The 12,373-nt window shown below is 71.1% G+C and carries 13 protein-coding genes; 7 read left to right on the forward strand and 6 right to left on the reverse strand.

Features of this window, described 5'->3' with window-relative positions; all coding sequences use genetic code 11:
- A partial coding sequence (locus ABD378_RS32410; RefSeq protein ID WP_344526749.1) for a PfkB family carbohydrate kinase occupies positions 1-289 on the forward strand: 289 nt, incomplete at its 5' end.
- Positions 290-356: 67 nt separating this feature from the next.
- Positions 357-1,205: a class II fructose-bisphosphate aldolase gene (locus tag ABD378_RS32415; protein ID WP_344526751.1), complete on the forward strand. Its 849-nt coding sequence runs from the start codon at positions 357-359 to the stop codon at positions 1,203-1,205.
- A 287-nt stretch (positions 1,206-1,492) separates the two neighbouring features.
- On the opposite strand, the gene ABD378_RS32420 is transcribed toward ABD378_RS32415, so the two are convergent.
- Positions 1,493-2,455, reverse strand: coding sequence for a CBM35 domain-containing protein (locus ABD378_RS32420; RefSeq protein WP_344526753.1), 963 nt, complete (start codon positions 2,453-2,455; stop codon positions 1,493-1,495).
- Positions 2,456-2,542: 87 nt separating this feature from the next.
- A complete protein-coding gene (cdgB, locus tag ABD378_RS32425) occupies positions 2,543-4,216 on the reverse strand; it encodes a diguanylate cyclase CdgB (protein ID WP_344526755.1) in 1,674 nt (557 codons plus the stop codon).
- Positions 4,217-4,658: 442 nt separating this feature from the next.
- Between cdgB and ABD378_RS32430 the strand changes: the two genes are divergently transcribed.
- Complete coding sequence (locus ABD378_RS32430; RefSeq protein ID WP_386546767.1) at positions 4,659-5,150, forward strand: flavin reductase family protein; 492 nt, start codon at positions 4,659-4,661, stop codon at positions 5,148-5,150.
- Positions 5,151-5,215: 65 nt separating this feature from the next.
- Here the strand turns inward: ABD378_RS32430 and arfB are convergent, their stop codons facing one another.
- Entirely contained in the window at positions 5,216-5,653 is a 438-nt protein-coding gene (arfB, locus tag ABD378_RS32435; protein WP_344526797.1) for an alternative ribosome rescue aminoacyl-tRNA hydrolase ArfB, read from the reverse strand.
- 197 nt (positions 5,654-5,850) lie between these two features.
- On the opposite strand from arfB, the gene ABD378_RS32440 reads away from it, so the two are divergent.
- From ABD378_RS32440 to ABD378_RS32455, 4 genes are all read left to right on the forward strand, one after another.
- Positions 5,851-6,426, forward strand: a complete 576-nt coding sequence (locus ABD378_RS32440) for a TerD family protein (RefSeq protein WP_249589187.1) — start codon at positions 5,851-5,853, stop codon at positions 6,424-6,426.
- A gap of 125 nt (positions 6,427-6,551) precedes the next feature.
- Positions 6,552-7,802: a Tm-1-like ATP-binding domain-containing protein gene (locus tag ABD378_RS32445; protein ID WP_344526757.1), complete on the forward strand. Its 1,251-nt coding sequence runs from the start codon at positions 6,552-6,554 to the stop codon at positions 7,800-7,802.
- Positions 7,803-7,846: 44 nt separating this feature from the next.
- Positions 7,847-8,683, forward strand: a complete 837-nt coding sequence (locus ABD378_RS32450; RefSeq protein WP_344526759.1) for a phosphoenolpyruvate hydrolase family protein — start codon at positions 7,847-7,849, stop codon at positions 8,681-8,683.
- A gap of 20 nt (positions 8,684-8,703) precedes the next feature.
- Positions 8,704-9,219 carry a GNAT family N-acetyltransferase gene (locus ABD378_RS32455; protein WP_344526761.1) on the forward strand — a complete coding sequence of 172 codons (516 nt, stop codon included), beginning with the start codon at positions 8,704-8,706 and terminating at the stop codon, positions 9,217-9,219.
- 25 nt (positions 9,220-9,244) lie between these two features.
- Here the strand turns inward: ABD378_RS32455 and ABD378_RS32460 are convergent, their stop codons facing one another.
- From ABD378_RS32460 to ABD378_RS32470, 3 genes are all read right to left on the reverse strand, one after another.
- The gene (locus ABD378_RS32460) at positions 9,245-10,693 is read right to left on the reverse strand and encodes a M1 family metallopeptidase (protein ID WP_386544670.1); all 1,449 of its coding nucleotides are present in this window, start codon (positions 10,691-10,693) and stop codon (positions 9,245-9,247) included.
- A gap of 61 nt (positions 10,694-10,754) precedes the next feature.
- Complete coding sequence (locus ABD378_RS32465) at positions 10,755-11,876, reverse strand: YncE family protein (protein WP_344526765.1); 1,122 nt, start codon at positions 11,874-11,876, stop codon at positions 10,755-10,757.
- Positions 11,873-12,373 (reverse strand): ankyrin repeat domain-containing protein (locus tag ABD378_RS32470; RefSeq protein ID WP_344526767.1); only part of this gene is annotated, 501 nt, incomplete at its 5' end. The genes ABD378_RS32465 and ABD378_RS32470, both read right to left, overlap by 4 nt.

Here is a 12,373-nt window from a genome sequence, read left to right on the forward strand (position 1 = left end):
GGTGGCGTCCCTGGGCGCGGAGGGCCTGCGCGCCGTCACGCCTGAGGGCACCTGGCAGGCGGCCCCGCCCACCCGCGTGCACGGCAACCCGACCGGCGCCGGCGACTCGGCGGTCGCGGGCCTGCTCTCCGGCCTGGTGGAGGAACTCCCGTGGCCACAGCGCCTCGCTCGGGCCGTGGCGCTGTCCGCGGCGACCGTCGAGTCCCCGGTGGCGGGCGAGTTCGTGGCATCGACGTACGAAGACCTGCTCGCGCGGGTCGCGGTGACCGGGGAGGCCACCGCGGCGTGAGAACACGCGTCACCGCGTGGGCGACGCACAACGGGCCGTGCCGGCCCAGGAATTGGGGACATTCATCGTGCCACTCGTATCCACCGGCGACCTGGTAGCCGACGCGCGCGCGGCGGGGCGCGGAGTCGCCGCGTTCAACGTGATCACGTTGGAGCACGCGGAGGCGATCGCCGCGGGCGCGGAGCAGGCGGGCAGCCCCGCGATCCTCCAGATCTCCGAGAACGCCGTGAAGTTCCACGGCGGCGACCTGTCCGCGATCGCCGCGGCGGCCGCGGCGGTGGCGAGGAGCTCCTCGTCCCCCCTCTCCCTCCATCTGGACCACGTCACGGACCCGGAACTCATGCGGGCCGCGCACCCCGAGGGCTTCAGCTCGGTGATGTTCGACGCGTCGAAGATGCCGTACGACGAGAACGTCAAGGCAACGGCGGAGGCCGTGCGTTGGGGTCACGAGCGGGGCATCTGGATCGAGGCGGAGCTGGGAAAGGTGGGCGGCAAGGAGGGCGAGGCCCCCCTGGACGCACACACTCCGGGCGTCCGGACGGACCCCGCGGAGGCGGCGGCATACGTGGCCGACACGGGCGTCGACGCCCTGGCGGTGGCAGTCGGCTCCTCCCACGCGATGACATCACGCACGGCATCACTGGACCACGAGTTGATAGCCGCCCTCACGACCGCCGTCCCGGTCCCGCTGGTCCTCCACGGCTCAAGTGGCGTACCGGACACGGAGATCCGGGCGGCGATCGCATCCGGCATGGTGAAGATCAACGTGGGCACGGCCCTGAACACGGCGTTCACGGGAGCGGTACGGGAGTACCTCGCCACCCATGAGACAGGCGTAGACCCCCGGAAGTACCTCGCCCCGGCCCGCGAGGCGATGGCCGGGACGGTGGCGGGGTTCCTGGGGTTGCTGGCATGAGTGCGTCATAGCGCCGACTCCAGGTCCGCCGAGACCTCCGTCAGTACGCGGGGCGGCTCAGGAGTGGGGCGGCGGCTGGAACAACTACGGCGACACCAGCGTCCGCGAGAAGGCGAGCACGGGGGCGCGGAAGGTCGGCCCAGCCGATGCATGGAGTGGGGCCGCGTCGCCTAGCCGACGGCTTCGGCACTTGGCATCACACGGCAAGAGGCGTCGGTGGTCACCGTCCGTGGACGGTGACCACCGACGCCTCTGTCATGCCGGACGCCCGGGTCACCCCGTACGCGTCACTTCTTCAGTGTCAGCAGGTCGAGGTTGGCGTCGCACGTGTTGCCCTCGGCGCACTCGAGCTGGATCACGTTCGTCCCCTTGGTGAGGTCGACCGGGGCCCACGTCGTCTGCCAACCCTTCTCCCAGTCCCCCTTGGGGGACGAGATGAAGTTCTTCATGCCGAGCGGCTGCGCGTTCGGCTTGCCGTTGACGTTGAGCGTGGCGTCGGCGTCCTCGCCGGGAATGCCGTACCGCACGTACAGCCGGTAGCTGCCCGCCTTCTTGATGCTGACGGTCCAGGAAACCTTGGCACCGACCTGGTTGAAGCCCCCGACGTAGTAGCCGCCCGCGGCCTTCGCGCCCTTGACGTCCGATGACGTGGCCGCGCCGCCCTCCAGCTTCAGCGCCTTCGCGTCCGTCTTCGGGAGCTCGGCCGGGTTCGCCGGGTTGTTCGTCGGCTTGTCGGTGGGCTTGACCGTCTCGCCCTGCGTCGAGCCGCCGCTCGCGGCCTTGTCGTCGCCCTCGTCGCCGCCGCCGAACATCATCGCGGCGCCGATCCCGATGGCGACGACCGCGACGATCGCGACCGCGGCGATCAGGAGGCCCTTGGTGTTGGGGCCGCCGCTGCGGCCGCCGGAGCCGCGCGAGGCCGGGGTGTACTGCGGTGCCGCGGGGGCTCCGCCGGGCTGCGCCTCCGGGGCGGCGTAGTGCGCGTTCGGCTGGCCGTAGGCCTGCTGCTGCGGGGGCACCTGCTGGCCGTACGTGGGCGCGGCCTGCGTGCCGTAGGTATTGGGACGGCGGTCACCGACCGCGCGCACGTGGTTGTACGACGAGGAGCGGGGACCCGGGTACCCGTAGCCGCCCCCGCCGCTGGGCGGGGTGGCGCCGGCCGCCTGTCCGTCTTCGTACAGATAGCCGAACGGATCGTCGTCGCCCTCTGGCGCGCTCGGCGTGTGCTCGCCGTTATTGCCGGGCGTCATTCCCAGGTCACTCCCTCATATCGCTGACCGGGGGAGCCTACCCGCTCCGAGTGAGGTCACGGGGTGGCGTTGACCTCATCAGGACCCTCAGCCCGCCCGCCTGTGCTGCTTGGCACGGGACCGTTTCTCCACGTACATCCGCTGGTCAGCGGAGTGCAACACCTCGTCTGCCGACATCCCGCAGTGCGCCCAGCCGATGCCGAAACTGGCGCCTACCCGGACCGCACGCCCATCAACCCGGATCGGCGGGATGATCGCGTTCCGCAGCCGCACCGCGAGGTCCTGCGCGTCGGCGCGGCCGAGCCCGTCGGCGAGGACGACGAACTCGTCGCCGCCGAGCCTGGCGACCGTGTCCCCGTCGCGAACACCGCTGGTGAGACGCCTGGCCACCTCGATGAGGACGGCGTCACCGGTGTGGTGCCCGAAGCGGTCGTTGATCGACTTGAAGCCGTCGAGGTCGCAGAAGAGCACGGCGAGACCCTTGGTGCCGTCGTCCGTGTCCCCGTGCCCCTCGGGCGGCGCGACAGTGTGCACGTGGTGGTCGAAGCCCTCGCCGCTTTGCTGCAGGGCGTGCGCGTTGTTCGAGCCGTAGTCGAAGCTGTGCTGCCCGTCCGCGTCGTACACGCCGTCGTACGCCGCGTCCAGCGAGTCCACCGCGCTCGGCTGGCCCGCGTGCGGCCTGCGACAGAGCCGGGCGCTGAGGCGCGAGCGCAGCTCCGCGGAGTTGGGCAGGCCGGTCAGGGAGTCGTGTGAGGCGCGGTGCGCGAGATGGAGCTCGCGGCGCTTGCGCTCCTCTATGTCCTCGACGTGGGTGAGGAGGAAGCGCGGGCCGTCGGCGGCGTCCGCGACGACGGAGTTGCGCAGGGAGACCCAGACGTACGTCCCGTCGCGCCTGGCCAGGCGCAGCTCGGCCCTGCCGCCCTCGGCGGAGGTCCGCAGGAGCGTGCCGATGTCCTCGGGGTGGACCAGGTCGGAGAAGGAGTAGCGGCGCATCGCGGACGCGGGGCGGCCGAGCAGGCGGCACAGCGCGTCGTTCGTGCGCAGGATCCGCCCGTGCTGGTCGCCGCCCATCTCGGCGATGGCCATGCCGGAGGGGGCGTACTCGAAGGCCTGGCGGAAGGACTCCTCGCTGGCCCGCAGCGCCTGCTGCTCGCGCTCCAGGCGGACCAGGGCGCGCTGCATGTTGGCGCGGAGCCGGGCGTTGCTGATCGCGATGGCGGCCTGGAAGGCGTACATCTGGAGGGCCTCGCGGCCCCAGGCGCCGGGCCTGCGGCCGTTGCGGGGCCGGTCCACGGAGATCACGCCGAGCAGTTCGCCGCCGGCCGCGCCTGTCGCGTACATCGGCGCGAAGAGGCGGTCCGCGGGGTGCCACTCGTCCTCGAAGCGCGGCTCGGGGCCGTCGGTGTACCACTGCGGGACGTCGTCCTCGTCGAGGACCCAGCCCTCGGTGTACGAGATGAACCTCAGGGCGCCCCAGGCCTCGCCCATGGAGAGCCGCTTCTCCCAGGCGTCGCGGGAGCCGACCCGGCCGGTGATGAGGGCCTCGGCGGCGGTGTTGCCCGCGAAGGCGGCGACCACGAGGTCGCCGTCAGGGCGCACGAGATTGACGCACGCCAGCTCATAGCCAAGGCCGTTGACCACGCCGTCGGCGACGGTCTGCAGCGTGTCCGCCAGGCTCCGGGCCGTGTTGAGATCCGCCACCACCTGATGCAGCTGCCGCAGGGTCGCAAGACGGACGTACGGCTCCGACTCGGTCTCCATTGCTCGCTCTCCCCGAGACCTCGACAGCAACTCCAGGATTCGCAGCGCCCTTACTGTTCTCTCAGTACCTGAGTTCTCTCAGTGTCTGATTGCCACCGTCACTGAATCACAGCGAGCAGCTCACCCGGTACACAGGGTCAACAAAATATGGGTCCTGTGACTCAAGTCACAGATGGGAAGCCTTCGTTGGTCCAGTCCACTTGGCCGCAGCACGCCCGGTGAGGGCGTCGGCGACCCGCTAGGCCATCGGTCCTAGGCCCGGTCTCGGCCCTCGGCCCGATGTGGCGACCGGGGCGGCGGGGCTAGCGTCTCTCCCGTGGTTCCCGTACTGAAGACATCTCCGGAGAGCGCTCCCGCGACTCCCCCCGCCCCTCCCTCCCCCCGCGCCCCGTCCCTCGACGGGCATCCTGTGGGGGTGAGCAACGAAGAGTTCCGCGCCGCCATGTCACGGCTCGCCGCGGGTGTGGTCCTGGTGACCGCCTGCGAGCCGTCGCTCGACGCGGACGACCCCCAGGCGCCGGTGGGCGAGGACGTCGGCATGACCGCGACCGCCTTCCTCTCCGTGTCCCTCGACCCGCCGCTCGTGCTGGTCAGCCTGCGTGAGGGCTCCCGGATGGACGACCTGCTCGCCGAGCAGCCGCTGTGGGGCGTCTCGGTGCTCTCCGAGAGCCAGCGCCACATCGCGGGACGGTTCGCGATGAAGGGCAGGATCAGCGACCGGCTGCTCTTCGAGGACATCCCCTACACCCGGGGAGAGACATCCGGGGCGCCGTTGATCGGCGGCGCGCTCGCGACGCTGGAGTGCCGGACCGAACAGACAGTGACAGCGGGCGATCACACCCTCGTCATCGGGCGAGTACTTTCGGCTGCTCTGCCGAGCGCCGACGGGGGCCCGCTGACCTATTTCAAGGGGAAGTACCGACAGCTGGGCTGATGGTTTTCGGTTGAACGGTCTTTGCGAGTGCGTCTTTGCCCTCCGGGCGCCGACCGGGCGGGGGCTCAGCCCCAGCCCTCCCCCGAGCGGCCGCGCTTGGTCTGGCTGCGCTGCTTCTTCTCGCGGAGCCGCCGCTCGTTGATCCCACGGGGGATCTTCGTGGCGCGGCGGGGGCGCGGCGGCGGCGCGGTGGCCTCGGCGAGCAGCGAGGCCAGGCGGGTCGCCGCCATCTCGCGGTTGCGCCACTGGGAACGGTGCTCGGAGGCCCGCACGCTGACGACACCGCCGACGAGGCGGCTCGCGAGCCGCTCCAGGGCGCGCTCCTTCCACACCGGAGGCAGCGCTTCCGTGTTGGCCAGGTCGAATCGCAGCTCCACCTGCGAATCGCTGGTGTTGACGTGCTGACCGCCCGGCCCTGACGACCTCGAGAAGCGCCACATGAGCTCGGCCTCGGGCAGGGAGACGGAGCCGCGGATGACATAGGGACCGGACATGCGTCCTATCGTCCCGCGTCTGTCCGGTCCACGTCACCCGTATTTACGGCGAGCCCCGCTTGTGGCAGGAGGGACGCGAGAGGCGAGTAAAGAAAGTAAAAGGAGCTGGAACCTCTGGGACCCCGGTCGACGTTCATAGGGGTGACGGTAGCTTCGTCCCCAGTACGAAGCCCGTTCGTACGCAACGAGGGAAGGGACTCCCAACAATGGCAGTAAGCCTGTCCAAGGGTGGCAACGTCTCGCTCACCAAGGAGGCTCCGGGCCTGACCGCCGTCACCGTGGGCCTCGGCTGGGACGTCCGTACCACCACTGGCACCGACTTCGACCTGGACGCCTCGGCCATCGCGGTGAACCCGCAGGGCAAGGTCTTCTCGGACCAGCACTTCGTCTTCTTCAACAACAAGGTGACGCCGGACCAGACCATCGAGCACACCGGTGACAACGTCACGGGTGAGGGCGAGGGCGACGACGAGCAGATCAAGGTCAACCTGGCGGGCCTCCCGGCCGACATCGACAAGATCGTCTTCCCGGTCTCGATCTACGACGCGGAGAACCGCTCGCAGAACTTCGGCCAGGTGCGGAACGCCTTCATCCGCATCATCAACCAGGCCGGTGGCACCGAGATCGCCCGCTATGACCTGAGCGAGGACGCCGCCACCGAGACCGCCATGGTCTTCGGCGAGCTGTACCGCAGCGGCGCGGAGTGGAAGTTCCGCGCGGTGGGCCAGGGCTACGCGTCCGGCCTCGTCGGCATCGCGCAGGACTTCGGCGTCAACGTCTGAGGTTCATAGAGCAGTTCATGAGGGCCCCCGGCGGAATCTCCGCCGGGGCCCCTCGTGGTTGCCGCGACGGCTCCGGGGCCGGAGGATCGGCAGCACCACCCACCACTTGAAGGAGTGTGAGGGCCATGGCGACCGTGGTGCTGGTCGGAACCCTTGACACCAAAGGCGCGGAGTACGCCTGGCTGCGCGAGCGGCTCAGGGAGTACGGCAGCGACACCCTGCTGATCGACACCGGCATACTGCCCCCGCCCGACCAGATCCCCGCCCCCGACGTGCCGGCCGACACCGTGGCCCGCGCGGCCGGGCACGACCTGGCGAAGCTGCGGAGTACGGGCGAGCGGGGCGCGGCCGTGGCCGCGATGGCCGACGGCGTGACCGAGGTGGTGCTCGACCTGCACCGGCAGGGCAAGCTGCACGCGGTGCTCGCCGCAGGGGGCAGCGGCGGCTCGGCGATCGCCGCGCAGGCGATGCGCGCGCTGCCGATCGGGGTGCCGAAGGTCCTCGTCAGCACGATGGCGGGCGGTGATGTGGCGCCGTACGTGGGCAGTAGCGACATCACCCTGATGTACAGCGTCGTGGACATCTCCGGCATCAACGCGGTCTCCCGGCAGGTCCTCGGCAACGCGGCGGCGGCTGCCGCGGGCATGGCACGCCGCTTCGAGCGCAACCACGACGAACTGGCGGGCCGCGGCCGCAAGGTGGTCGCGGCGACGATGTTCGGCGTGACGACGCCCGCGATCGACGCGGCCCGCGCCCGCCTCGACGCGCTCGGCTACGAGGTCCTGGTCTTCCACGCGACGGGCGCGGGCGGCCGTGCGGTGGAGAAGCTGGCGTCCGACGGCCTGCTTGACGGCGTACTGGACCTGACGACCACCGAACTCGCCGACGAGCTGGTCGGCGGCGTCCTCTCGGCGGGCCCGGAGCGCCTCACCGCGGCGGGCCGCGCGGGCATCCCGCAGGTGGTCGCCCCCGGCGCCCTCGACATGGTCAACTTCGGCCCCGCGCCGACGGTCCCGGCCCGCTTCGCGGACCGCACCCTCCTCGTCCACAACCCCACGGTCACCCTGATGCGTACGACGGCCGAGGAGATGGCCGCGCTCGGCGCCACCCTCGGCCACCGGCTCGCCGCCGCGCGCGGACCCGTCGAATTCTTCTGGCCGCTGCGCGGGGTATCGGCGGTGGATGTCGAAGGCGGCCCGTTCGAGGACACGGCGGCGGACGCGGCCGGGCTCGACGCGCTGCGGACGACGGTGCGGGGCAGCGGCGTACGCCTGCATGAGCTGGACGCGCACATCAACGACACGGAGTTCGCGGTGGCGATGGCCGACCGCCTGCACGAGCTGATCGGCGCACGCGCGCTGAAGCCGACGCCGTGACACACGAATCACCGTGCCGCACGACTTCACCCGAGGAGAAGCTAATGACGCAGATCACCCGCAAGGAAGCGCTGGCCCGCCTCAACTCCCAGGTGGCGCAGGGCAGCCCGGTGATCGGAGCGGGAGCGGGCACGGGCCTGTCCGCCAAGTGCGCGGAGGAGGGCGGCGTGGACCTCCTGATCATCTACAACTCGGGGCGCTACCGCATGGCGGGCCGCGGCTCCCTCGCGGGCCTGCTTCCGTACGGCGACGCGAACGCCATCGTGGTGGACATGGCGAGGGAGGTGCTCCCGGTGGTCAGGCACACCCCGGTCCTTGCCGGGGTGTGCGGCACGGACCCGTTCCGGGACATGGGCCGCTTCCTGGACGAGCTGAAGCTGATGGGCTTCACCGGCGTCCAGAACTTCCCGACGGTCGGCCTGTACGACGGCACGTTCCGCACCAACCTCGAGGAGACGGGCATGGGCTACGGCCTGGAGGTGGACATGGTCCGCGAGGCCCACGCCCGCGACCTCCTGACGGCCCCGTACGTCTTCGACCCCGACCAGGCGGCGGACATGGCCCGGGCGGGCGCCGACGTCCTGGTCCCCCACGTGGGCCTGACGACGAAGGGCTCGATCGGCGCGGGCACGGCCCTGACCCTCGACCAGGCGGCGGCCGCGGTCCAGGAGATGCACGACGCGGCCAAGCGTGTGAACCCCGACGTCCTGGTCCTGTGCCACGGCGGCCCCATCGCGGAACCGGAGGACGCGGCCCACGTCCTTTCCCGCACCACGGGAATCGTCGGATTCTTCGGCGCCTCGTCGATCGAACGCCTCCCCACGGAGCGCGCGATCGTGGAACAGACGCGCGCCTTCAAATCCCTGAAGGCGCAGGGCTGAGTACAGCTAACCTGCGCCGCATGATCCTCGAACCGCTCACCTCCGGGGAGGACGGCGCGCTCCCCGGCGAGCTGCTCACCGAGCTCACCGCCCTGTACGCGTCGAACCGCGTCTTCCACGCCCTCTCCGGGGACTTCCCCGACCCGGACGACATCCGGCCCGAACAGGTCGCCGCCGCGCTCGCGGACGAGCTTGCCGAGCCGGAGGCGCGGGTGCTCGTCGCCCGCTCCGAGGGCCGGGTCGTCGGGATCGGCATCACGCTGGACCGGCATCCCGACCCCGCAGACCCGGACCCGTGGATCGGCCTGCTCATGGTCGACGCCGGGCAGCAACGCCGGGGTTTCGGCAGCGAGTTGGCAGGGCGGATCGAGGAGCGCTTCCGGGCGGACGGGCGCACCGGGGTGCGGCTCGCGGTGCTCGCGGGGAACGACGCCGGGCTCGCCTTCTGGAGCGGGCTCGGGTACGAGACCATCGACCACCGGAACGATCTCGAAGCGAACCGCCCTTGCGCCGTGCTGCGCAAGCCGCTGCTGTAAGTCCCTACGGGCGCACCGGAAGTCTCTACGGCCGCGTCGGCTTACCGTCCCCGTACAGCCACGGGCCCCAGATCGCGCGGACCCTCCCCCGCGCCGCCTCACTGCCCGCGTGCCGCTCCACGTACCGCGTGAAGTCCTCGGTGTCCGCGTTGCCGTGGCGGTGGGTCTTCGTCCAGCCCTGCACGATGTCGTAGAAGGTGTCGTCGCCCACCGCCCGGCGGATCTTGTGGATGACCATGCCGCCCCGCTCGTACACCGGGCTGTCCGAGATGTTCGCGGCGGACGGCGGCTTCGCGGGCGGGAAGGCCCAGATGGCGTCGTTGTCCTCCTTGTCCTCGTAGTAGTCGCCCGCGTAGATCTGGTCGAAGATCTCCTGCACGCTGTCGCCGTCGTGGTCCTCCTGCCAGAGCCACTCGGCGTACGTCGCGAAGCCCTCGTTGAGCCACATGTCCCGCCAGGACTTGGGCGTCACGGAGTTCCCGAACCACTGGTGGGCCAGCTCGTGGACGATGAGTCCGGTTTCGGGGGCGCCCGGGTAGGTGGGGCGGGTCTGGGTCTCCAGGGCGTACCCCGCGTCCCCCTCGCGGGCGACGATCGCGCCGGTCGACGAGAAGGGGTAGGGGCCGAAGTTCAGCTCCTGCCACTCCATGATCTCGGGGATCCGGGCGAGCGCCTTCGCGCTGTCCTTGGCCTCGGAGGGCTCGACCGCCGTGAGTACCGGGATGCCGGACTTCGTCGTCGACTTCTTCACCTCGTACGGCCCGATCGCCACCGTCGCCAGATAGCTCGCCATCGGCTCCGCGCTGTGCCAGGCGAAGGTGGTGCGGCCGTTCTTGGTCGACTCGCGGGTCAACTCGCCGTTGGAGATGGCCTTCAGGCCCTTGGGGACGGTGACGCGTATGTCGTACGACGCCTTGTCCGACGGGTGGTTGTTCGCGGGGAACCACGCCATCGAGCCAGTCGGCTCGCCAAGGGCCAGAGCGCCGCCCTCCGTCCGCAGCCACCCTTCCTCGGAGTCGTCCGGGTCGGTGATGGTCTCCGGGCTGCCGGAGTAGCGCACGATCGTGCGGAACGTCTCGCCCTTGTCGAGGTCGTCCGGCGGACGGATCGTCAGCTCCTGCCCGTCGCGGTGGAAGGAGGCGTCCTTCCCCTCCACGGTGACGCCCTTCACCGTCAGACCCTTGAGGTCGAGGTTGAAGGCGCTCAGGTCCTGGGTGGCGCGCGCCGTGACCTCGGCCGTGCCGGTGAGGTGGCGCGCGTCGGGGTCGTACCCGAGGGTCAGGTCGTAGTGCGCGACGTCGTAGCCGCCGTTGCCCAGCTTCGGGAAGTACGGGTCACGCACGCCGTCGGCTCCGGGCGTGCCGTGCACTCCGGAGCCGCTGCAGGCGGTGAGGGCGAGGGCGGTGAGGGCGGCGGCGGAAGTGCCGCGGAGCGCCGAGGATCGTAGGTGCACGGCTGTGATCTTATGCGGCATATGTTCGGGGTACGCGTCCCGCCCGCGGTCCGGAGGGCACGTCCTCAGGGGCAGGTGTGGCCTAGAGCACCGCGATGCCCAACGGGCGCTCCCCTGCCGGGAGGCGGCGCGTGTCTCCGCTCTCCAGGTCGACGACGGTGATCCCGTTCCAGAATCCGTCGCGGGTGAAGCCGCCGCTGACGTAGGCGGTGCCGCCGTCCTCGGAGACGGCGACGTCCTCGTGCGGTCCTTCGAGCGGGAAGACCTTCTCCTCGCCGTCCTTCGTACGCATCGTCAGCGAGGGCCCCTTGTCCGACGAGGGGTCGATGGGTCCCGTGCCGACCGCGAACAGCGTGCCTTCGTCGGTGATCCGCGCGCCGTGCTGATGGGTGTCGGCCGTCATCGGCTCGATGCCGGACTCGCCGGTGCGCGGGTCGAGCACGACGAGCTTCTCGCCCTCGAAGGGGAGCAGGAGCTTTCCGTCCGAGGGGCGTACGGCGGCGTAGTGCGGCTTGAGCCAGGAGCCGAGGCCGCCTTCCGTGCCGTAGGGGGCGACTTCGATGCGGCGGGGCTTCAGGGATTCGGCGCGTACGACCGTCACGTCGAAGGAGTCGTGGTTGGTCGCGTAGACCTCCCGGCCGTCCTTCGACACGTCCACGTCGAAGGGGCGCCTGCCGACCGGCACGGTGTCGGTGACCTCGCGCTTCTCGGTGTCGATGACTTCCAGCGTCCCCTTGCCGTCAGGGACGTTGACACCCACGTAGACATGCTCGCCCTCCGGGGAGAGGGCGATGCCCATGCCGCCGCCGCGGTACTCGCCGGTCGTCGCGGGGCCGCTGTCCGTCTCGTAGGGGATGCGGTCGACGCGCTCACGGGTACTGGTGTCGACGACGGCCACGGCATCCGCGGTGGCGACCCAGGCGCGGCCGTCCTCCCCCACGGCCAGCCCGTAGGGGGCGGTGCCGACCTTCACGGACTCGATGGGGCCGCGCTCGGGGTCGACGAAGGTGACGGTGTCCGAGCCGAAGTCGGCCACCAGGAGGGTGCCTTCGGGGGTGCGCTGTTCCGCGGGGAGGGTGGCCGTGGCGGTCGCCCGGGCGGGCGCGGCATCGGCGGGGCCGCCCCCTCCAACTCCGCAGCCCGCGAGGACAGCAGCAGCCACGACCGCCGACGCCCCGGTGGCGAAGGCCCGACGCGCCTTCACGAGGCGGCCCTCAACACCGCGGCGATCTCCGCGAAGCCATGGCGCTCGGCGTGCGCGAGGGGCGTGACGCCGTCCCGGTCGGCGAGGCCGGGCGTCGCGCCCGCGGCGAGCAGCAGCTCCACGATCTCCTGGTGGGCGCGTCCGCCGTCGCCGAGGATCACGGCCTCCAACAGGGCGGTCCAGCCCAGGCCGTTGACGTGGTCGACGTCGATGTCGGTGACGCGCAGGACTTCCCGTACGTACGCGACGTGTCCGCGCTCCGACGCGGGGATCACGGAGATCCCGCCGAAGCGGTTGCGGAGCTTCAGGTCGGGCCCCGCCGGAAGCAGGACGTGCAGCATGGCGACGCTGCCGGTCACGCCGGTGGCCAGCCAGGGGCTGTCGGCGCGGTGGTCCTGGGCGTCGACGTCGGCTCCGGCGGCGACCAGGACCCGCGCGGCCTCGACCCGGTCACCCAGGACGGCGAGCAGCAGGGGCGTGCGCAGCTCGGTGTCGCG

It is taken from the genome of Streptomyces rectiviolaceus (genome assembly GCF_039533825.1).
Taxonomy (GTDB): domain Bacteria; phylum Actinomycetota; class Actinomycetes; order Streptomycetales; family Streptomycetaceae; genus Streptomyces; species Streptomyces rectiviolaceus.